This window comes from Streptomyces sp. NPDC054872 (genome assembly GCF_053610705.1).
The window spans coordinates 1-21,687 of sequence record NZ_JBSGYY010000071.1; the positions used below are offsets into that span (position 1 = coordinate 1).

General features: G+C 71.1%; 16 protein-coding genes. 8 read left to right on the forward strand and 8 right to left on the reverse strand.

The genetic code is table 11. The annotated features are described in order from the left end of the window. Positions 1 to 33: 33 nt before the first annotated feature. From ACWGIH_RS42745 to ACWGIH_RS42775, 7 genes are all read right to left on the reverse strand, one after another. Positions 34 to 867 (reverse strand): HpcH/HpaI aldolase/citrate lyase family protein, encoded by an 834-nt coding sequence (locus ACWGIH_RS42745; protein WP_453452404.1) that lies wholly within the window; start codon positions 865 to 867, stop codon positions 34 to 36. Then, positions 864 to 2,072 (reverse strand): CaiB/BaiF CoA transferase family protein, encoded by a 1,209-nt coding sequence (locus ACWGIH_RS42750; protein ID WP_453452405.1) that lies wholly within the window; start codon positions 2,070 to 2,072, stop codon positions 864 to 866. The genes ACWGIH_RS42745 and ACWGIH_RS42750 overlap by 4 nt, the downstream gene beginning before the upstream one ends. After that, positions 2,069 to 2,977 carry a ribokinase gene (rbsK, locus tag ACWGIH_RS42755; RefSeq protein WP_453452406.1) on the reverse strand — a complete coding sequence of 303 codons (909 nt, stop codon included), beginning with the start codon at positions 2,975 to 2,977 and terminating at the stop codon, positions 2,069 to 2,071. Before rbsK ends, ACWGIH_RS42750 begins: the two co-directional genes overlap by 4 nt. Then, complete coding sequence (locus tag ACWGIH_RS42760; RefSeq protein ID WP_453452407.1) at positions 2,974 to 4,389, reverse strand: ADP-ribosylglycohydrolase family protein; 1,416 nt, start codon at positions 4,387 to 4,389, stop codon at positions 2,974 to 2,976. The genes rbsK and ACWGIH_RS42760 overlap by 4 nt, the downstream gene beginning before the upstream one ends. Next, complete coding sequence (locus ACWGIH_RS42765) at positions 4,386 to 5,573, reverse strand: ADP-ribosylglycohydrolase family protein (RefSeq protein WP_453452408.1); 1,188 nt, start codon at positions 5,571 to 5,573, stop codon at positions 4,386 to 4,388. The genes ACWGIH_RS42760 and ACWGIH_RS42765 overlap by 4 nt, the downstream gene beginning before the upstream one ends. Next, on the reverse strand, positions 5,539 to 6,978 hold the full coding sequence (locus ACWGIH_RS42770) for an ADP-ribosylglycohydrolase family protein (protein ID WP_453452419.1): 1,440 nt from the start codon (positions 6,976 to 6,978) through the stop codon (positions 5,539 to 5,541). Before ACWGIH_RS42770 ends, ACWGIH_RS42765 begins: the two co-directional genes overlap by 35 nt. A gap of 524 nt (positions 6,979 to 7,502) precedes the next feature. Further along, entirely contained in the window at positions 7,503 to 8,492 is a 990-nt protein-coding gene (locus ACWGIH_RS42775) for an ADP-ribosylglycohydrolase family protein (RefSeq protein WP_453452409.1), read from the reverse strand. A gap of 212 nt (positions 8,493 to 8,704) precedes the next feature. Here ACWGIH_RS42775 and ACWGIH_RS42780 point away from each other — a divergent pair, with 212 nt between their 5' ends. The 6 genes from ACWGIH_RS42780 (at position 8,705) to ACWGIH_RS42805 (ending at position 19,233) form a co-directional block, all read left to right on the forward strand. Next, on the forward strand, positions 8,705 to 9,436 hold the full coding sequence (locus ACWGIH_RS42780; RefSeq protein ID WP_453452410.1) for a VIT1/CCC1 transporter family protein: 732 nt from the start codon (positions 8,705 to 8,707) through the stop codon (positions 9,434 to 9,436). A 305-nt stretch (positions 9,437 to 9,741) separates the two neighbouring features. Beyond that, complete coding sequence (gene gltB, locus ACWGIH_RS42785) at positions 9,742 to 14,361, forward strand: glutamate synthase large subunit (RefSeq protein ID WP_453452411.1); 4,620 nt, start codon at positions 9,742 to 9,744, stop codon at positions 14,359 to 14,361. Beyond that, positions 14,354 to 15,814: a glutamate synthase subunit beta gene (locus ACWGIH_RS42790; RefSeq protein WP_453452412.1), complete on the forward strand. Its 1,461-nt coding sequence runs from the start codon at positions 14,354 to 14,356 to the stop codon at positions 15,812 to 15,814. The genes gltB and ACWGIH_RS42790 overlap by 8 nt, the downstream gene beginning before the upstream one ends. Before the next feature lie 272 nt (positions 15,815 to 16,086). Then, positions 16,087 to 17,388, forward strand: a complete 1,302-nt coding sequence (locus tag ACWGIH_RS42795) for a sugar ABC transporter substrate-binding protein (protein ID WP_453452413.1) — start codon at positions 16,087 to 16,089, stop codon at positions 17,386 to 17,388. Positions 17,389 to 17,407: 19 nt separating this feature from the next. Then, on the forward strand, positions 17,408 to 18,403 hold the full coding sequence (locus ACWGIH_RS42800; protein WP_453452414.1) for a carbohydrate ABC transporter permease: 996 nt from the start codon (positions 17,408 to 17,410) through the stop codon (positions 18,401 to 18,403). Continuing rightward, entirely contained in the window at positions 18,400 to 19,233 is an 834-nt protein-coding gene (locus ACWGIH_RS42805) for a carbohydrate ABC transporter permease (RefSeq protein ID WP_453452415.1), read from the forward strand. Before ACWGIH_RS42800 ends, ACWGIH_RS42805 begins: the two co-directional genes overlap by 4 nt. Before the next feature lie 24 nt (positions 19,234 to 19,257). Here ACWGIH_RS42805 and ACWGIH_RS42810 read toward each other — a convergent pair whose 3' ends face one another. Further along, the gene (locus ACWGIH_RS42810) at positions 19,258 to 20,154 is read right to left on the reverse strand and encodes a chitosanase (RefSeq protein ID WP_453452416.1); all 897 of its coding nucleotides are present in this window, start codon (positions 20,152 to 20,154) and stop codon (positions 19,258 to 19,260) included. Between the two features lie 123 nt (positions 20,155 to 20,277). Between ACWGIH_RS42810 and ACWGIH_RS42815 the strand changes: the two genes are divergently transcribed. Together ACWGIH_RS42815 and ACWGIH_RS42820 are read left to right on the forward strand one after the other, a co-directional pair. After that, positions 20,278 to 20,496: a hypothetical protein gene (locus ACWGIH_RS42815; RefSeq protein ID WP_453452417.1), complete on the forward strand. Its 219-nt coding sequence runs from the start codon at positions 20,278 to 20,280 to the stop codon at positions 20,494 to 20,496. Positions 20,497 to 20,516: 20 nt separating this feature from the next. Beyond that, a complete protein-coding gene (locus tag ACWGIH_RS42820; protein ID WP_453452418.1) occupies positions 20,517 to 21,617 on the forward strand; it encodes a hypothetical protein in 1,101 nt (366 codons plus the stop codon). Positions 21,618 to 21,687: the final 70 nt, after the last annotated feature.

Sequence of the window (21,687 nt, forward strand, 5' to 3'; positions counted from 1 at the left end):
TCACTGATCCGGCGGCCCCGTCTCCATGAACGGCTACGGGTGGCGCCGAGCCAGCTCCAGGACCCGCCGCGCTCCGTCCACCACGGCCTTGTCCACGAACGTGCCGTCCGGGAGCGCCAGGGCGCCCGCCTCCGTCGTGGACGCCTTGACGATCTGCTCGGCGTGGTCGACCTCCTCCGGCGTGGGCAGGTAGGCGCGTTCGATGGCCGGGAGCTGGCGCGGATGGATCGCGGCGCGGCCCAGGAACCCCAGGGAACGGCCGTGCGCGCAGGACGCCGTCAGCCCCTCGATGTCACGGATGTCGGCGTACACCGACTGTGCGGGCGGTGCGAGGCCCGCGGCCCTCGCGGCCACCACCACGCGCGCGCGAGGCCAGTCGAGGCCCGCCTCCTCGCGTACTCCCAGGTCCGCGCGGAGGTCGGCCTCGCCGAGGGACAGTCCGTGCAGGGCGGGGTGCGCGGTGGCGATGGCGAAGGCGTGCTCCAGGCCGACGGCGGACTCGATCAGGGCGTGCAGCGCGGGGGCACCGCCGTCCGCCGGAGCCGACCGCTCCGCGACGCGCACGACGTCGGCGGGGCAGGTCACCTTGGGCAGGCGGAGACCGGAGACCCCGGGCAGGTGCGCGATCGCCCCGAGGTCGGCCTCGGCGAGCGGGCCGTCCAGGGCGTTCACGCGGACGTGGACCGGGACGGCGGGGGCCTCGGAGAGCAGCTCGGCCGTCGCCGCCCGCGCGTACTCCTTGCGGTCGGGGGCGACCGCGTCCTCCAGGTCGACGATGACGACGTCGGCGCCCGCGAGCAGCGCCTTCGCCACCACTGAAGGCCGGTCTCCCGGCGCGTACAGCCAGGTCAGAGGCGTCTCCCTCACAGGGCGCCCTCCTTGCGCAGCCCGGCGATCTCCCCTTCCGTCAGGCCCAGTTCAACCAGGACCTGCTCCGTGTCCGCTCCGTGCGGGCGGCCCGCCCAGCCGATCGAGCCGGGGGTCTCGGAGAGACGGAAGAGGACGTTCTGCATGCGCAGCGGGCCGAGCTCCGGGTCGTCGACGGTGGTGACGGTGTCCAGGGCCGCGTACTGGGGATCGGTCATCACGTCGCGTACGTCCTGGATGGGGGCGACCGCCGCCTCCGCCTTCTCGAAGGCCGCGATCACCTCGTCACGGGTGTGCAGGGCGATCCAGCCGCCGACCGCACCGTCGAGCTCGTCCGCGTGGGCCGCCCGGTCCGCGCCCGTCGCGAACCAGGGCTCGGCGATCAGTTCGGGGCGGCCCACCAGGCGCATCACGCGCTCCGCGATCGACTGGGCGGAGGTGGAGACGGCGACCCAACTGCCGTCCGCCGTGCGGTAGGTGTTGCGGGGCGCGTTGTTGGTGGAGCGGTTGCCGGTGCGGGGCTGGACGTGGCCGAGCTGGTCGTACCAGAGCGGCTGCGGGCCGAGGACCGTGAGGATCGGCTCGATGATCGCCATGTCGACCACCTGGCCCCTGCCCGTCCGGTCGCGGGCGGCGAGGGCCGTCATCACCGCGTACGCCGTCGCGAGCCCCGCGATCGAGTCGGCGAGCCCGAAGGGCGGCAGGGTCGGCGGCCCGTCGGGCTCGCCGGTGATCGCGGCGAAACCGCTCATCGCCTCCGCGAGGGTGCCGAAGCCGGGGCGGCGGGAGTACGGGCCGAACTGACCGAAGCCCGTGACGCGGGTCAGCACGAGGCGGGGGTTCGCCTCGCTCAGCTCCTCCCAGCCCAGGTCCCACTTCTCCAGGGTTCCCGGACGGAAGTTCTCGACGATCACGTCCGCCGTCTCGGCAAGGCGCAGAAGGGTCTCGCGGCCGCCGGGTGTGGAGAGGTCGAGGGTCATCGTGCGTTTGTTGCGGCCCAGGATCTTCCACCAGAGGCCGACGCCGTCCTTGGACGGACCGTGCCCGCGGGACGGGTCGGGCTTGTGCGGGTGCTCGACCTTGATGACCTCCGCGCCGAAGTCGCCGAGCATCGTCGCGGCGAGCGGGCCCGCGAAGAGCGTCGCCAGGTCGAGGACGCGGAGGCCGGTGAGAGGCGCCGTACCGCCGGTCAGGGGTGCCGTCATGACGCGCCGCCGTTCGCCTGGGTGTCGATCTCGGAGCGGAACGGCATCGACGCGGATGCTCCCGGGCGCTGGACGGAGAGCGAGGCGGCCGACGAGGCCCAGGTGAGCGCGTCCCGCACGGAGCCCCCCTCGGCGAGCGCCACCGCGAGGGTGCCGACGAAGGTGTCGCCCGCGCCGGTCGTGTCCACGGCGGTGACGTGCGGGGCCTGGACCATGACCGGCTCGGCGCCCCTGGCCGCGTACAGGCTGCCGCGCGAGCCGAGCGTGACGACGACCTCGGGTACCTGGGAGAGCAGCGCACGGGCGGCGTCGTGCGGATCGGTCAGGCCGGTGAGGGTGGCCGCCTCGTACTCGTTCGGCACCAACAGGTCGACGGCGTCGAGGAGTTCGGGAGGCAGCGGCTGGGCGGGTGCCGGGGTGAGGATGGTGCGCACGCCGTGCCTGCGGGCGGCCTGCGCGGCGGCGAGCACCCCCTCCACGGGGATCTCCAGCTGGAGCAGGAGGGTGTCGGCGGAGGTGATCAGGCCTTCGTCACCGGGGGCGAGCGCGGTGAGCGTGGCGTTGGCGCCGGGGATGACGACGATCGCGTTGCCGCCCTCGTCGTCGACCACGATGTGCGCGGTGCCGGTGGCCGCGGTGTCCACGGTGCGCAGCAGGTCGGTGTCGACGCCGGAGTGTTCGAGCGCGGAACGCAGCTGGGTGCCGAAGGCGTCGGCGCCGACCGCGCCGATCATCGACACGGCGTCGGCGCCCGCGCGGGCCGCGGCGACGGCCTGGTTGGCGCCCTTGCCGCCGGGGAGCGTGCGGAACTCGCGCCCGGTGACGGTCTCTCCGCGCTGCGGCGCCTTGGCGACGTACGCGACGAGGTCCATGTTCGTGCTGCCGAGCACGGCGATGTGGGTCATGGGTGGGGCCTCTCCTGGGTCTCCTGGGCGAGTGCGGCTGGTTCGGCTGGTGCGGCGAGTTCGGTGGTGAGGTCCGCGAGGGTGTCGAAGCCGGTGCCGTCGAAGCCCGGGACGGAGCTGGCGAGGCGGTTCTTCAGCGGGGACGTCCAGTGGTCGGGCAGCGCGTCCGGGTGGCCCGCGAGCAGGCCCGCGATCGAGCCCGCGGTGGCGCCGTTGGAGTCGGTGTCCCAGCCGCCGGACACCGCGCGCGTGATGGAGCGGGTGAAGTCGCCGTCGGCGTGGGTGAGGGCGGCGGCCAGGAGGGCGGCGTTGGGGATGACGTGGACCCAGTGGAGGTGGCCGTACGCGGTGTGCAGGCCGTCCACGACCTCGTCGAAGTCCGTTGTCGTGCTTGCCAGTTGGATGCTGTGGCGGACGGCGCGGGACAGGCGTGAGTCCTGCGGTACGACGGCCAGGCCCGTGCGCAGGCAGTGGTGGACGTCTCCGGTGCCCGCCGCCGCCTCGGCGATGGTGGCCGCCGCGAACATCGCGCCGTACACGCCGTTGGCGGTGTGGGTGAGGGTCGCGTCGCGGCGGGCCTGGTCGGCGGCGGCGTCGGGGGCGCCCGGGTTCGTCCAGCCGTGGGCGTCGGCGCGGATCAGGGCGCCGATCCACTCGCGGAAGGGATTGTGGTGGGTGGCGGTGTGCGGGGGCTCGATGCCGTTCAGGAGGTTGCGGTAGGCGACGCGTTCGGCGGTGAAGGTGCGGGCGGCGGGCAGCTCGTCCAGCCAGAGCTTCGCCACGTCCATGGTGGTGAAGTGTCTGCCGTGGCGCTGGAGGAGGCGGAGGTTGAGGAGGGGGTAGTTGAGGTCGTCGTCCTCGGGCATGCCGTCGATGTTCTCGGCGAGGGAGGTCCGCGCGGAGCGTCTGTTCCAGGGGTAGGCGTCCTGGAGCTCCCTGGGGAGTCCCTTCTCCGTGAACCAGGTGGTGAGGGGCCAGTTTCCTGTTGCCCTGGCGAGGCTTCTGATGCCTTCCAGCGGGAGCTTCTCCACCGGTTTGCCGAGGAGGCAGCCTGCCGCTCTGCCCAGCCAGGCGGCGTGCAGACGGTGGCGCAGGGCGTTCTTCTCCCCGCTGTGCCCCATCAGCGCGCTCCGCGCGCGGGCTCCCCTTCCCGGAGCGGCCCGCACGGGGGCCTGGTTCTCGGGTGCGGGTGGGCACGGCGGTGCGGACAGTTCGTCCAGGAGCTGGACGGCCAGGGCGCGTAGCTCCGGGGAGGGCGGTGTGGGGGAGGCGCCCGCTCGGGGCGGGGCCAGGTGGCCGCCCGCTGTCAGCCAGCGAGCACGTACGGAACGCACGTCCGTGCCCTCCTCCGCCGCCTGGCGGAGTTCGTGGCCGATCAAGTCCTCCGGCTGGACCCAGGTGAGGCGGATCATGGGGTCGCCGTCAGGGCCGCGTACGCCGACTCGTGGGCGCGGCGGCGGCGTACGTCGCTGAGGAAGATCTCCTGGGTGACCTCCGCGAGTGCCGCCGCGGGGGCGTGCAGGTCCAGGCGGCTCGCCTCCGCGACCGTCTTGGACCACTCGGCCGGTGCCTCCGAGCCCAGCGCGCCGGCGATCGCGCCGCTCATGGTGGCGATGGAGTCGCAGTCACGGCCGTAGTTGACCGAGCCGAGCACCGTATGGCGGTAGTCGCCGTCGCCCACCAGGAGCATGCCGAGGGCGATCGGGAGTTCCTCGATGGCGTGCAGGCGGGAGGGGCGGCGGGCTCCGAGGGAGGGGGCGCGGTAGTCCTGGCCGACCGTGTCGAAGGGGGTGACGGCGGTGCGGAGGGGGGCGAGCGCCGACTCGAAGTCCGTGTAGTGGGCGGCCACTTCGGCCGCCGACTCGATCGCAGCGCGCGTGCCGTCCTTCGCGAGGGAGAGCGCGGTGTCGATCACCGAGGTCGGGGTCGCGCCCGGCGCGCAGGCCGCCGCCACGGCCGCCGCGAAGACGGCGGCCGCCTCACGTCCGTACGACGACTGGTGGGCGCCGGCGACATCGAGGGCCTCGGCGTACGCGCCCTGCGGGTTCGCCGCGTTGACCAGGCCGACCGGGGCCATGTACATCGCGGCGCCGCAGTTGACGATGTTTCCCGTGCCCGCCTCGCGCGGGTCGACGTGCCCGTAGTGGATGCGGGCGACGATCCACTTCTCGGCGAGGAACAGGCGGTGCAGCGGGATGGCCTCCGTCTCCAGTTCCGGGATCCAGCGCGGGTGCGACATGAGGTCGGGGACCAGGTGGTCGGCGACCGCGTAGGCGTCCAGGTGGTCGCGGACGGCGGCGTACACGCGGATGAGGGCGTGCGTCATCAAGGTGTCGTCGGTGACGTGCCCGTCGCCCTTGTGGTACGGCGCGATGGGGCGGGCGGTGCGCCACTGGTCGCCGTTCCACGGGCCGACGATGCCGTGTACGCGGCCGCCGTGCCGTTCGACGATCTGCTCGGGGGAGTAGCCCTCGACGGGGCCGCCGAGGGCGTCGCCCACCGCCGCACCGACCAGGCAGGCGGTGATCCGCTCGGAGAGGGGCAGGTCGGTGGGAAGCAGCTCAGTGGCCGGAGTCCGGGGTGTTGGTGACGTCATGTCGGAATTGTCCTCCCGGGGTGGTCGGTTCCGTGGCTGCGAGGTGCCCGGCGAGTTCCACCAGGTCGGTGCCCGCGAGGCGGGGGAGCGCGCACCCGGAGAGGGTGCGGCAGGCGTCGCGCCAGGCCTCGGGGATGGCTGCGGCCGTGCCGAGCGCCCCGGTCAGGGCGCCGGCCAGGGCGGGTGCGGAGTCGGCGACGCGGGAGAGGCAGGCGGCGGCGGGGACCGCGTCACGGATGCGGCCGCGGGCCGCGGTCGCCAGGGCGAGGGCGACCGGGACGGTCTCGGCGGCGGCGATGCCGTAGCTGTAGACGTGGTCGACGATCTGGTGTTCCAGGAGCGGGACGATCCCGAACGCGCCGTCCTCGGGCTGGCTGCGGGCGAGTTTGACGGCGTGCCAGGCGTTGCGGCCGATCTCGGTGTGCTCCGGGAGCTGGGCGAGAGCGGCGTCCACGGCCGCGTCGACGTCCGCGCCGCCCAGAGCCGCGGCGACGGCGGCGGCCATGGCGCGTGCACCGTGTACGCCGTCGCCGTCCTGGGAGTAGCGGGCGTCGAACTCGGCGAGGGAGGCGGCCTGTTCGGGCTCGCCGGGGTGGACGAGGGCGAGGACGCAGGCGCGTACGCAGGCGGCGTCGTCGAAGAAGTGGGGGTTGTCGTGGCCGGTGGCGGGCGGGCGCAGGCCGGTGGCGAGGTTGCCGAGGCCGGCGCGTACGGAGATGCGGGCGCGCAGGGGGAGTACCGCGGACTCGACCTCGGGGGCGCGGGCCGCCGCCGCGGCGATCTCGCTGGCGAGGGTGTTCCAGGCGAGGTCGAGGGCCGCGCGGACCCGGCGGTCGGGGGACAGCCCGGGGTCGAGGGTCCCGTCCGCCGCGCGGAGCAGCGACTCGGCGGTGAAGGCCGCCCATTCGGCGTCGTCGGAGGGGCCGAGGCGGAGGGGTTCCGGGGGCTGGTTGAGCGCGATGGGTACGGGGAGGGTGGTGGTGGCGTTCTGCTCGGCGAAGGTGTCCAGTTCGCGGGTGAGCCTGCGGGTCCACTCGGGCATGCGTGCGGCCCGGTGCCTGGCCGCGGGCCAGCCGGCGGCGTCCCCCGCGGCGAGCCCCAGGAGAAGCCCCGCGATCCGCTGGGCGCTCGGCTCACCACCCTCCGGCATCACGGGCTGCGCCCACCCGTTTTCCCGGGCGGAAGGCTTGGCTGCGCCGGGAGCGGCAGCGCCTTCGAGGGGGTCGGAGTGCCCACCCTTGGTGGAAGCGACGGGGCCCACGGGGGCGGGAGCGGCTGCGGGGCAAACGGGTGGGTGGGCGGAAAGGATCCGCCGCGAAGCGGCGGGCTTGTGCTCGGGGAGGGCGGCACCGGGCCGAGTAGCGGCGGGCTTGTGCTGGGGCAGGGTGACGCCGGGCCGAGTCATGGCGGGCTCGTTCTCGGGCTGGGCGGCTCCGGGCCAGGTCGTGGTGAGCGTGTGCTCGGGGAGGGTGGCGCCGGGCCGAGTCGTGGCGGGCTCGTCCTCCGGAAAATCGGCTCCGGGCCAAGGCGTGGCGGGCGTGTTCTCGGGCTGGGCGGCTCCGGGCCAGGTCGTGGTGAGCGTGTGCTCGGGGAGGGTGGCGCCGGGCCGAGTCGTGGCGGGCTCGTCCTCCGGCAAGTCGGCGCCGGGCCAAGGCGTGGCGGGCGTGTCTTCGGGCTGGACGGCTCCGCGCCGAGTCGCGGCAGCCGTGTCTTCGGGCTGAGTGGCTCCGGGCCAGGTCGTGGCGGGCGTGTTCTCGGGCTGGGCGGCTCCGGGCCAAGTCGTGGCGCGCCGCTCGTCCTCCGATAGGGCGGCTCCAGGCCCAGTCGTGGCGGGCGTGTTCTCGGGCAGGGCGGCTCCAGGCCCAGTCGTGGCGGGCGTGGCCTCCGGCAACGCGGCCCCGGGCCAAGACGCGGCGGGCTCGTCGGTGGTCATGAGGCCCCCAGGCCAGAAACAAGCAGGTCCGCCACGTCCAGCACGTGATGGCCCCGCATCGAGGGCAAGCAGCTCCCCCGCGCGGGAGCGATCGCCGCGGCCCACGGCGGCGGAATGGCCCCCGCCCCGCAGGTCGCCCCGGCCAACGCCCCCGCCACCGCCGCGGTGGTGTCCGCGTCCCGCCCCATGTTCACGGCGGTGAGCACCGCCCCGGGGAACCCCCCGGCGGCCGCCGCGTACGCCCCGAAGGCGAGCCCCACCGCCTCGGGGGCGAGGTCGGTCCAGGGGTAGCCGCCGATCACCACCGCGGAGCGGACCGCGCGTTCGCCGCGGTGGGCCACCGCCACGGCCCGCCGCAGCGAGCGGGACGTCCAGCAGTCCTCCGGGATGACGGACAGGGCCGCGGCCACCACCGAGTCCACCGGCTCGCCGCCCATCGCCGCCGCGACCCCCGCGGCCACCGCCTGCCCGCCGTAGATGCCCTCGCCGTCATGGCTGACCGAGCCGTCGATCGCGACGAGCCGGGCCGCTTCGGCGGGCCGGCCCGCGGCGAACACCCCGAACGGCGCGGCCCGCATCGCGAGGCCGTCGCTCCACGCGTGCCGGTGCTGCGCCGAGATGGGCGCCGCGAGGCCGCGGCGCAGGTTCTCGAGCGTGCCGCGCTCGCTGAAGCCCGCGCCCCGGAAAGGGCCCTCGTCGAGATCCGCGATCCACTCGTGCCAGGCCGCCTCGACGTGCGCGACGGTGAGCGCCGAGCCGTGCCGGGCCAGGAGGAGCCCGGAGAAGATCGCGTACTCGGTGTCGTCCGTGCCCGAGGGATGCTCGGCGACGTATCCGGTGATGCGTCCCCAACGGCGGCGGATCTCCGACGGCTTCATGTTCTCCGCCGGCGCGCCCAGCGCGTCGCCGACCGCGAGGCCGAGGAGGGCGCCGCGCGCCCGCTCTCTCAGGCCGATCGCTCCTGTCACACCGGTCGAGCTCGTCATGCCGTGCCTCCATGGTGCCGAGACGTTGCGGGTATCCCTGCCACGCGGCGCCCCCGAGGCGAGCATCCGCACCGCCGACGTCACCCCTCCGACGCATGCGGTCACCGGTTCGACAGACGCTTGTTCATGCAGGTAAGTACGGCCTTCCTTGCTGGCGAGAGCGATTTTTCGCGCGTACTTTCGAGATCGTCCAAGCACTGAGGGGGCCCACCATGGCGATCATCGAGACCGAAGCGGCACTGCACGAGGCACACCGCGACAACCACACCCACCGCGACGTCAACGGCGGCTGGCTGCGCCCCGCCGTCTTCGGTGCGATGGACGGCCTGGTGTCCAACCTGGCCCTGATGACCGGTGTCGCCGGCGGAGCCGTCTCGCAGCAGACCATCGTCGTCACGGGTCTGGTCGGCCTCGCCGCGGGAGCCTTCTCCATGGCGGCGGGCGAATACACCTCGGTCGCCTCGCAGCGTGAGCTCGTACAGGCCGAACTCGACGTGGAGCGGCGGGAGTTGCGCAAGCACCCGGCGGACGAGGAGAAGGAGCTCGCCGCCCTGTACGAGTCGCGCGGAGTCGAACCCGGCCTCGCCCGCGAGGTCGCCAAGCAGCTGTCCAAGGACCCCGAGCAGGCCCTGGAGATCCACGCGCGCGAGGAGCTGGGCATCGATCCCGGCGATCTGCCCTCGCCGACCGTCGCCGCGGTCTCCTCCTTCGGTGCCTTCGCGCTCGGCGCCCTGCTGCCCGTGCTGCCGTACCTGCTCGGTGCGAACACGTTCCTGCCCGCGCTGCTGCTCGCGCTGATCGGCCTCTTCGCCTGCGGTGCCGTGGTGGCGAAGGTGACCGCGCGGTCCTGGTGGTTCAGCGGTCTGCGGCAGCTCGCGCTCGGCGGGGCGGCGGCGGGTGTGACGTACGCCCTGGGCAGCTTGTTCGGTACCGCCGTAGGATGAACCCTTGCAGTCCTATGCGGGACTCTGCATAACTAGCCGTTACTCGGCGGTTTCGAATCCTTAACCACCGGGCATGAGCCGTAAGCGCTGCGGGCAATGAGGCCTGTGCCGCTCTCGGGCCTACGGTCATCGATCTGTCCGCAGAGGTCCCCCACCGCTCCCCACGCCCCTGGGCGGTGTCCACATGGTGGAATGAGCTATCCGCTTTTCGAGAAGCGTTCCATCATGTAACCTGCACGAAATTTTGCCTGGGCCAACGTCGTCCCTCGCTTATTGCATATGCCACGACGACGACGGGAGAGCCAATGCGTACGCACGCCTGGTCGCCCATGGACGGTCGCCCCGCCCCTCAGGGCATGTACGACCCCCGTAACGAGCACGACGCCTGTGGTGTCGGGTTCGTGGCCACCCTCACCGGTGTAGCCAGCCATGAGCTTGTGGAACAGGCGCTGACCGTACTGCGCAATCTCGAACACCGTGGTGCCACCGGTTCCGAGCCCGACTCCGGTGACGGCGCCGGAATCCTGCTCCAGGTGCCGGACGCCTTCCTGCGCGAGGTCGCCGGTTTCGCGCTCCCCGAGGCCGGAGCGTACGCCGTCGGCATCGCCTTCCTGCCCGTCGACACCGCGGGTACGACGGACGGCGCCGTCTCACAGATCGAGACGATCGCCTCGGAGGAGGGCCTGACGGTCCTCGGCTGGCGCGACGTGCCCGTCGCCCCCGAGCTGCTCGGCTCCACCGCACGCTCGACGATGCCGGTCTTCCGGCAGATCTTCGTCGCCGACGGCGAGAGCACCGGCGTCGCGCTCGACCGCAAGGCCTTCGTCCTGCGCAAGCGCGCCGAGCGTGAGGCCGGGACCTACTTCCCGTCGCTCTCCGCCCGGACCATCGTCTACAAGGGCATGCTGACCACCGGCCAGCTGGAGCCGTTCTTCCCCGACCTGTCCGACCGCCGTTTCGCCACGGCCGTCGCGCTCGTCCACTCGCGCTTCTCCACGAACACGTTCCCGAGCTGGCCGCTCGCACACCCGTACCGCTTCGTCGCGCACAACGGCGAGATCAACACGGTCAAGGGCAACCGGAACTGGATGCGGGCGCGCGAGTCGCAGCTCGCCTCCGGCTTGTTCGGCTCTGCCGACCATGGGCACAGCGCCTCCGCCGGCGAGACCAGCACCGAGAAGCTGGACCGCATCTTCCCGATCTGCACGCCGGACGCCTCCGACTCCGCGTCCTTCGACGAGGTGCTCGAACTCCTCCACCTCGGTGGACGTTCGCTTCCGCACTCGGTCCTGATGATGATCCCCGAGGCGTGGGAGAACCACGGCTCGATGGACCCGGCCCGCCGCGCCTTCTACCAGTACCACTCCACGATGATGGAGCCCTGGGACGGACCGGCCTGCGTCACCTTCACCGACGGCACCCAGGTCGGCGCCGTTCTCGACCGCAACGGTCTGCGTCCCGGCCGCTATTGGGTCACCGACGACGGCCTCGTCGTCCTCGGCTCCGAGGTCGGCGTCCTGGACATCGACCCCGCGAAGGTCGTCCGCAAGGGCCGCCTGCAGCCCGGCAGGATGTTCCTCGTCGACACCGCCGAGCACCGCATCGTCGAGGACGACGAGATCAAGGCCGCCCTCGCCGCCGAGAACCCGTACCAGGAGTGGCTGGAAGCCGGCGAGATCGAGCTCTCCGACCTGCCCGAGCGCGAGCACATCGTGCACACGCACGCCTCCGTCACGCGCCGCCAGCAGACCTTCGGCTACACCGAGGAAGAGCTGCGCATCATCCTCGCGCCGATGGCCAAGACCGGCGGCGAGCCGCTCGGCTCCATGGGCACGGACACCCCGATCGCGGCCCTCTCCGAGCGCCCGCGGCTGATCTTCGACTACTTCACGCAGCTGTTCGCGCAGGTCACCAACCCGCCGCTGGACGCCATCCGTGAAGAGCTCGTCACCTCGCTGCACTCCTCGCTCGGCCCGCAGGGCAACATCCTGGAGCCGACCGCCGCGACCTGTCGCAGCGTCACGCTGCCCTTCCCGGTGATCGACAACGACGAGCTCGCCAAGCTCATCCACATCAACGCCGACGGCGACATGCCCGGCATGACGGCCGCGACCCTCTCCGGTCTCTACCGCGTCAGCGGCGGCGGCGACGCCCTCGCCGCCCGCATCGAGGAGATCTGCACCGAGGCCGACGCCGCCATAGAGGCCGGCGCCCGCCTGATCGTGCTCTCCGACCGGCACTCCGACGCCGAGCACGCGCCGATCCCCTCGCTCCTTCTCACCGCGGCCGTCCACCACCACCTCATCCGCACGAAGCAGCGCACCCAGGTGGGCCTGCTCGTCGAGGCGGGCGACGTCCGCGAGGTCCACCACGTGGCCCTCCTCATCGGCTACGGCGCCGCGGCCGTCAACCCGTACCTCGCGATGGAGTCCGTCGAGGACCTCGTCCGGGCAGGCACGTTCCTGGACGCCGACGAGAACGGCGGGGCCGAGCAGGCCATCCGGAACCTGATCTACGCGCTCGGCAAGGGCGTCCTGAAGGTCATGTCCAAGATGGGCATCTCGACCGTCGCCTCCTACCGCGGCGCGCAGGTCTTCGAGGCCGTCGGCCTCCAGGAGGACTTCGTCGCGAAGTACTTCGTCGGCACGACCTCCAAGATCGGCGGAGTCGGCATCGACGTCGTCGCGCAGGAGGTCGCCGCCCGGCACGCGAAGGCCTACCCGGGTTCGGGCGTCGCCTCCGCGCACCGCGCGCTCGACATAGGCGGTGAGTACCAGTGGCGCCGCGAGGGCGAGCCGCACCTCTTCGACCCGGAGACGGTCTTCCGCCTGCAGCACTCCACGCGCAACCGCCGCTACGACATCTTCAAGAAGTACACGGACCGCGTGAACGAGCAGTCCGAGCGCCTGATGACGCTGCGCGGCCTGTTCAACCTGAAGTCGGACCGCCCCTCGATCTCCATCGACGAGGTCGAGTCGGCCGCCGACATCGTCAAGCGGTTCTCGACCGGCGCCATGTCGTACGGCTCGATCTCCCGCGAGGCGCACGAGACCCTCGCCATCGCCATGAACCAGCTGGGCGGCAAGTCCAACACCGGCGAGGGCGGCGAGGACGCGGACCGCCTGTACGACCCGGCCCGCCGCTCGTCCATCAAGCAGGTCGCCTCCGGCCGCTTCGGTGTGACCTCGGAGTACCTGGTCAACGCGGACGACATCCAGATCAAGATGGCGCAGGGCGCCAAGCCCGGCGAGGGCGGCCAGCTGCCGGGACACAAGGTCTACCCGTGGGTCGCCAAGACGCGTCACTCGACGCCGGGCGTGGGCCTGATCTCCCCGCCGCCGCACCACGACATCTACTCCATCGAGGACCTCGCCCAGCTGATCCACGACCTGAAGAACGCGAACCCGCAGGCGCGGATTCACGTGAAGCTGGTCTCCGAGGTCGGCGTCGGCACGGTCGCCGCGGGTGTCTCCAAGGCCCACGCCGACGTGGTCCTCATCTCCGGCCACGACGGCGGTACGGGCGCGTCGCCGCTCACCTCGCTCAAGCACGCGGGCGGCCCCTGGGAGCTCGGCCTCGCCGAGACCCAGCAGACGCTCCTGCTCAACGGCCTGCGCGACCGCATCGTGGTCCAGACGGACGGCCAGCTCAAGACCGGCCGTGACGTCGTCATCGCCGCGCTGCTCGGCGCCGAGGAGTTCGGTTTCGCGACCGCGCCGCTCGTCGTCTCCGGCTGCGTCATGATGCGCGTCTGCCACCTGGACACCTGCCCGGTCGGCATCGCCACGCAGAACCCGGCGCTGCGCGAGCGGTTCTCCGGCAAGGCCGAGTACATCGTCAACTTCTTCGAGTTCATCGCCGAAGAGGTCCGCGAGATCCTCGCCGAGCTCGGCTTCCGCACCATCGAGGAGGCCGTCGGCCACGCCGAGCTCCTCGACACCGAGCGCGCCGTGAAGCACTGGAAGGCGCAGGGCCTCGACCTGGAGCCCCTCTTCCACGTGCCGTCGCTGCCCGGCGGCGCCGTGCGCCACCAGATCGCCGCCCAGGACCACGGCCTGGAGAAGGCACTCGACAACGAGCTGATCAAGCTCGCCGCCGACGCGCTCTCCGCGGCCGGCGCGACCGACGCCCAGCCGGTCCGCGCGCAGGTCGCGATCCGCAACATCAACCGCACGGTCGGCACCATGCTCGGCCACGAGGTGACGAAGAAGTTCGGTGGCGCGGGCCTGCCCGACGACACCATCGACATCACCTTCACCGGCTCGGCGGGCCAGTCGTTCGGCGCCTTCGTGCCGCGCGGCGTGACGCTGCGCCTCGAGGGCGACGCCAACGACTACGTCGGCAAGGGCCTTTCCGGCGGCCGCATCATCGTCCGCCCGGACCGCGGCGCCGACCACCTCGCCGAGTACTCGACGATCGCGGGCAACACCATCGGGTACGGCGCGACCGGCGGCGAGCTGTTCCTCCGTGGCCGCACGGGCGAGCGGTTCTGCGTCCGCAACTCCGGTGCGACCGTCGTGTCCGAGGGCGTGGGCGACCACGGCTGCGAGTACATGACCGGCGGTCACGCGGTGGTCCTCGGCGAGACGGGCCGCAACTTCGCGGCCGGCATGTCGGGCGGCATCGCGTACGTCATCGACCTGGACCGGGACAACGTCAACCCCGGCAACCTGGGCGCCGTCGAGGCCCTGGACGACTCCGACAAGACGTGGCTGCACGACGTCGTGCGCCGCCACCAGGAGGAGACCGGCTCGACCGTCGCCGAGAAGCTGCTCGCCGAGTGGGACACCGCCGTGGAGCGCTTCAGCCGGATCATCCCCAGCACGTACAAGGCAGTGCTCGCCGCCAAGGACGCCGCCGAGCGAGACGGTCTCTCCGAGACCGAGATCACCGAGAAGATGATGGAGGCGGCGACCAATGGCTGATCCCAAGGGCTTTTTGAACCATGGCCGCGAGGTCGCGAAGACCCGCCCGGTCGGCGAGCGCGTCCAGGACTGGAACGAGGTCTACGTTCCGGGCTCCCTCCTCCCGATCATCTCCAAGCAGGCGTCGCGCTGCATGGACTGCGGCATCCCGTTCTGCCACCAGGGCTGTCCGCTGGGCAACCTGATCCCCGAGTGGAACGACTTCGCGTACCGCGAGGACTGGTCGGCCGCCTCCGAGCGGCTGCACGCCACGAACAACTTCCCGGAGTTCACCGGACGCCTCTGCCCGGCGCCCTGTGAGTCGGCGTGCGTGCTCGGCATCAACCAGCCGGCCGTCACCATCAAGAACGTCGAAGTCTCGATCATCGACAAGGCGTGGGACGCCAACGACGTGCTGCCCCAGGCGCCCGACCGGCTCTCCGGCAAGACCGTCGCCGTCATCGGCTCGGGCCCGGCGGGTCTCGCCGCCGCCCAGCAGCTGACGCGGGCCGGTCACACGGTCGCCGTGTACGAGCGCGCGGACCGCATCGGCGGCCTCCTGCGCTACGGCATCCCCGAGTTCAAGATGGAGAAGCGCCACATCAACCGCCGCATCGAGCAGATGCGCGCGGAGGGCACCAAGTTCCGTACGGGCGTGGAGATCGGCCGCGACATAGACGCGATGAAGCTGCGCAAGCGGTACGACGCGGTGGTCATCGCCGCGGGCGCCACGATGGCACGCGATCTCCCGGTCCCCGGCCGTGAGCTCAAGGGTGTCTACCAGGCGATGGAGTACCTGCCCCTGGCCAACAAGGTCCAGGAGGGCGACTACGTCACGACCCCGGTCTCGGCCGAGGGCAAGCACGTCGTCGTCATCGGCGGCGGCGACACCGGCGCGGACTGCGTGGGCACCGCCCACCGCCAGGGCGCGGCCTCGGTCACGCAGCTGGAGATCATGCCGCGTCCGGGCGAGGACCGGAACGCCAACCAGCCGTGGCCGACCTTCCCCATGCTCTACAAGGTGACCTCCGCGCACGAGGAGGGCGGCGAGCGGGTCTACTCCGTCTCGACCACCCACTTCGAGGGCGACGAGGAGGGCAACGTCCAGTTCCTGCACCTCACCGAGGTCGAGTTCATCGACGGCAAGCTGACCCCGAAGCCGGGCACGGAGCGCAAGATCCCCGCCCAGCTGGTGACGCTCGCGATGGGCTTCACGGGCACGGACCGCGAGAACGGTCTGGTGGACCAGTTCTCCCTGGACCTCGACGAGCGCGGGAACGTCGCCCGTGACGCCGAGTTCCAGACGAACGTGCCCGGCGTCTTCGTCGCCGGTGACGCGGGTCGCGGTCAGTCGCTCATCGTCTGGGCGATCGCCGAGGGCCGTTCCGCCGCGCGGGGCGTGGACCGATTCCTGACCGGGGCGAGTGACTTGCCGTCACCCATCCGCCCCACGGACCGTTCTCTGATGGTCTAGTACCGCCCCCCAGTACGTCCCGTACAACGGCGTACGGAACTGATGCGGCGCCCGCCTTGTCCCCGACCGGACCAGGGCGGGCGCCGTGGCGTTTCCAGGCCACGGCGGCGTGCCCACGCGTTGCAGCCCGCGCAACGCGCATTGCTTGCAACGCAAATCACGTTTCGGCCCCGCTAGCCGAATGGGTCTAGACCGCGCCCTGAGCCTGTGACCAGAATCGCTCCCACAAACGGATCGGCGCAGTTACAGCACGTACCCATGAGGGGGCCGGTATGAAGCGACGGGTCATCGCGGCAGGTATCGCCATGACGCTCGGACTGACCGCGACGGCATGCGGCAGCGATGACGGGAGCGACAGCGGCGGCAAGGCGACGGACGGCAAGGGCAAGACGCTCACCGTCTGGATCATGGAGGGCACCAACCCCGACGCCAGGCCCTTCTTCAAGGAGGCCGAGAAGGCGTTCCAGAAGAAGACCGGCGCCAAGATCCACGTCGAGTACCAGCAGTGGGCCACCGCGCAGAAGAAGTTCACGACCGCCATCGAGGGCGGCGAGGACCAGGTCCCGGACGTGGCCGAGGTCGGCACGACCTGGGTGCCGCAGTTCGCCGAGACCGGCGCCCTCGTCGACGTGACCGACGACGTCAAGAAGTCGGGCCTGAACGACGACCTCGTCGAGGGCCTCAAGGACGCGGGCACGCTCGACGGCAAGCAGTACGGCATGCCGTGGTACGCGGGCGTACGCAGCATCGTCTACCGCAAGGACATCTTCGAGAAGCACCAGCTGAAGGCGCCGACCACCTGGAAGGAGCTCAAGGCCGCGGCCAAGACGCTGAAGGCCAAGGAGCCCGGGATGATCCCCTTCCCGGTCGCGGGCGGCGCCGAGATGTTCGCCACCCCCTTCATCTGGGGCGCCGGAGGCGAACTCGCCACCGAGCAGGGCGGCACGTGGAAGTCCGGCATCAACTCGCCCGAGGCCGTCAAGGGCATCGAGTTCTACACGGGCCTCGCCACCAAGGACAAGGTCTCCCCGGCCAAGGTCAACACCTGGACGGAGAAGGAGGTCGGCGACGCCTGGGGCAAGGGCGAGGTCGCGATGTCCGTCAACGGCAACTGGACGCCGAAGGCCATCGTCGAGGCCAACCCGGACCTCAAGGGCAAGCTCGGCGCCGTGCCGATCCCCGGCCAGACCGGCGGCATGAGCAAGTCCTTCCTCGGCGGCTCCTACCTGTCCACGTTCAACACGGACAAGAAGGACCTGGCCTGGGAGTTCGTGAAGATGCTGACCACCGGTGACTTCGCGGCCAAGTGGGCCGAGGAGACCAACTACTTCCCGGGTCAGAACTCCGAGCTGAAGAAGATCGAGGCCAAGAAGGATCCGCTGGTCGAGCCGTTCGCGCAGCAGATGCTGGAGGCCGGCGCGACCGTCCCCAAGACCAAGGCGTACGGCGAGATCCAGGCATCGAAGGTCATCCCCGGCATGGTCCAGTCGATCCTGACCGGCAAGTCCTCCGTCCAGGAGGCGGCGGACAAGGCCGCCAAGGACATGGACGCGATCTTCGCCAAGGACAAGTAGGCGAGGGCGAGTCGGCACCGTGAAAGAAACGTTCGTCAGCGACGGGCCGAAGGAAGGCGCCGAGGCCCGTCGCCCCGCCACCCCCCGACCGGAACACGAAGCGGCCCTCCGCAAGAAGAAGCTGGTCGGCCTCGCCCGGCCGTGGCTGCTCCTCGCCCCGTCCCTCCTGGTCCTCGCGGGCCTGCTGCTCTGGCCGCTGATCCAGGTCGGCAAGCTCTCCCTGCAGGACTACGCCGTCAAGTTCGGCGGCGGAGTGGGCACGTACACCGGATTCGACCACTACACCGACCTGCTCGGCAGCGCACTCCTGTGGAAGACCGTCCTGCCCAACACGGCGTTCTTCGCGATCGCCTGCGTCGGCCTCACCGTCGCGCTCGGCACGCTCGTCGCGCTGCTGCTCAACCGCCTCGGCTCGACCTGGCGGCTGATCTGCTCCATCGCGATCCTCGCCGCCTGGGCCATGCCCGCCGTCACCGGGACGTACGTCTGGATCTGGCTCTTCCAGCCGCAGGACGGCATGGTCAGCCAGATCGCGGGCTCGATCGGGCTCATCGACCCCGAGACCACCAACTGGTTCACCGAACGCGGCCCGTTCTACGCGATCGCGACCCTGAACGTCGTCCACCACGGCTTCCCGTTCGTCGCCATCACCGTCCTCGCGGGCCTGATGACGATCCCCAAGGAGCTCTACGAGGCGGGGGAGCTGGACGGGGCCAACGCCTGGCAGCGGTTCTGGAAGATCACCGTGCCGACGATCAAGCCCGTCTTCCTCGTGGTGACCATCCTCTCCACCATCTGGGACTTCAAGGTCTTCACCCAGATCTATCTGATGCCGGGCGGCGACGGCGCCAACGAAGAGGTCTACAACCTGGGCGTCTTCTCCTACATCCAGGCGTTCGCCAAGAACGACTACGGCACCGGCGCGGCGGCCGCCGTCCTGCTGACGCTGCTGCTGCTCGCCATCACGATCGTCTACATCCGCACGCTGTTCCGGCAGGGGGAGGAGGACCTGTGAGTGTCCGTCGCGCCACACTCGGCGCACGCATCGGCCTGCCCGTCGCGGTCGCCGCGCTGCTGCTCTTCGCGCTCTTCCCCGTGTACTGGATGATCTCCACGGCACTTGATCCGAAGGCCGTCACGCGCGGTTCGGACGTGCTCCCCAGCGGCCTCAGCTTCGAGCACTTCACCTACGTGTTCGAGAAGGGCAACTTCGGCACGTACCTGCTGAACTCGGCGCTCGTCGGCTTCGGCACGATCCTCGCCGCCGGGGTGCTCTCGCTCTTCGCGGCCATCGCGGTGGCCCGCTTCAAGTTCCGGTTCCGCACCTCCGTACTGATCATGGTCCTGATCGTGCAGATGGTGCCGCTGGAGGCGCTCGTCATCCCGCTCTTCATCCAGATGCGGGACTACGACATGCTCAACTCGCTGCTCGGCCTGACGATCGTGTACGTCGCGCTCTCGCTGCCCTTCGCGATCTGGACCCTGCGCGGCTTCGTGCAGACCGTCCCCAAGGAGGTCGAGGAAGCCGCGTACATCGACGGGGCCTCCTGGTTCCGGATGTTCCGGTCCGTGCTGCTTCCGCTGGTGGCGCCCGGACTCGTCGCGACCTCGATCTTCGCCTTCATCACGGCGTGGAACGAGTTCGTCTTCGCGTACACGTTCATGAAGGGCAGCGACAAGTACACGGCCGCCGTGGGCATCTACCAGTTCTTCGGTGAGAACTCCACGGCCTGGGGCCCGGTCATGGCCAGCTCCACGCTGGTCACCGTGCCGGTGATGATCTTCTTCGTGATCGTGCACCGGAAGCTGGGTTCGGGCTTGGCGGCGGGAGCCGTCAAGGGCTGACCCCCGCACGGGAGGTGTACGGGCTTACGGGACCTTGAACGTCTCCCCGTACACCTTCCACGTCAGCGGCGTCTTCAGGCCCAGGTTGCCGTCGTAGAGGAACTGGCGCTGTGCCGTCTCGACGCGCGTCGTGTCGCGGTGGGCCTTCTTCTCCTTCATCGCCTGGGTGCGGATGTCGAGGAAGATGTCCAGGTACGCCTTCTCCTTGCCGCCCTGGGCCGGCGTGTTCGCCTCCTTCAGGGCGGCCTCGCGCAGGCCGTAGAAACCGCGGGGGCCCGTGCCGGGGCCGTGCAGGACCATCGCGTCGTAATAGATGAACTGGCCGAGCGTGCCGAGCCCGTCGAGCTTGGCCAGGCGGACCGCCGGGTCGAAGTAGACGCCGTCACGCGTCCTGTCCTGCGCCTTGCGGAACGCGGGCTTCGCGGCCTCCGCCTTCCAGGCCTTGGTGAAGCCGGGGTCCAGGCCCTCGTGCGAGTCGGTGCCGTCGACCTTGCGCAGGGCGGGCAGGTAGCGGGCGAGGCCGTTGTCCGGGTGGTCCTTCGTGTACCGCTCGACGAGGGTCAGCAGGTCGTTGGTGCCGGTGCAGAAGCCGATGATGCCCGCGGTGTAGCCGTTTCCGTCGCCGATGTCCTCGATGTAGCCGTACTGGCCGCGCCAGTTCAGCGTGGAGTTCTCCGCGCTCGTCACGAGCTTCTGGGCCAGCTCCTTCTTGGCGGGCGCCGCGAGGCCCGGGGGCAGGTCCGCGATCAGCTTGTCGTCGGCCTCGATCTCGGTCGCCGACTTGTCCTTGTCGTACGGCCGCTGCGTGCTGGGCCCGTGCTGACCTGCGGCGGCATCACTGTCGGAGTCCCCGCCCAGGAGGTAGACGGCGACCGTGGCGACCGGGGCGACGGCGAGAAGGAGGAGGCCTGCACGTTTCATTCGCACAAGAGTACGTGCGGTTTCGCGGTAGCGCGCCTTCCGGATCCGGCTCTATTGACTATTAGTCAATCGCACTCCAGTCTCGGGAGCCGTACGGAGCCGTACCCGGCCATGGGAGGCCCTATGAGCACCGAAGCGCGGGAGCAGCTGAGCAAGGAGCTGCGGGACGAACCGCCGGAATCCTTCGGGCAGTTGGCGCCCGAACAGCTGGCCCTGCTGGCTGACGCCCTGCGGCGCGAACGCGAGAGCCGCGCCTCGGGCCTGAACGAGGCCGCCGAGGAGGCCCTGAAACTGGTGCCCGCGCTGGCCCGCGGTCCCGTACGCCGGATTCTGTTCCGATAGCCGCCAGGGAAGGGCAGGCCATGGACAAGCTGCGGAGCAGGGCGGAGACCCTGAAGATCGCGCGACTGCTGGACGTGGAGCCGGACGAGCTCTCCTTCCTCGCGGCACTCCCCGTCGAGGACGTACGCCGCTTCCGCGAGAGCTGCGTCGCGGCGCTCTTCGACCGTACGCCCGACATGCTGGACCGGATCGCGTCGGCGACGAAGCTGGTGCCGGCCGGGGTCGCGGCCGCGATCTCGCAGAAGGCACTCGGCCCGCGGCTCGCCGCCGGGGTCGCCGGGCGCCTCGAACCCGCCCGGGCCGCGGACATCATCGAGAAGCTGCCGGTGCCGTTCACGGCGGAGTCGTGCGGGCATCTCGACCCGCGCAGGATCAAGGGCATCGTCGACCGGCTCGACGAGGGCCTGGTGGTGCGGATCGCGGTGGCACTGGCCGAGCGGGGCGACTACCTGACGATGGGCCGCTTCGTCGGCTACCTGCCGGACTCGGCGCTGCGGCGGATCCTGCCGCAGGTGGACGATGCGGCTGTCCTTCGGACGGGGTTCGTGATCGACCTGCCGGAGCGGCTGGGCCAGATCATCGATCTGATGGGCGCGGAGCGTCTCGCGTCGGTCATCGCCTCCGCGTCGGGGGAGGGGCTGTGGCCGGAGGCGCTGGCCGTCGCCGGGATGGTGACGGGGGAGCAGCGGGGGCGTATCGCGTCGCTCACCGCGGGGCGGCCGCAGGCCGAGCTGGACTCCCTGGTCGCGACAGTGGCGGAGCAGGACCTGTGGGAGTCACTGCTTCCGCTGGTCGCGCTCCTTGGGGAGGAGGAGAGGCGGGCGGTCGCGGTGCTGCCTTCCCTGCGGGATGCGGGGGTACTGGGTGGGGTGGTTCGGGCGGTGGTCGCGACTGGGCTGTGGGCGGAGTTCCTGCCGCTCGTGGAGGTGCTGCCGGAGGAGTCCCGCAAGGTCGTCGCCGACGCGGCCGGGGCGTTGCCCGCGCCCGACCTCGATGCACTTGCCCTGGAGGTCGACAAGCGGGACCTGTGGGAGCTGGTGATGCCGCTGGTCGAGGTGATGGACGACGAGGCGAAGACGCGGATCTTTGAGTTGCCGGCGTTTCGGGAGCAGGTGGAGTAGGGGCGTTTTTCCTCTCCTCAACCCCGCTCCTCAAACGCCGGAGGGGCTGAGTAGTTCAGCCCCTCCGGCG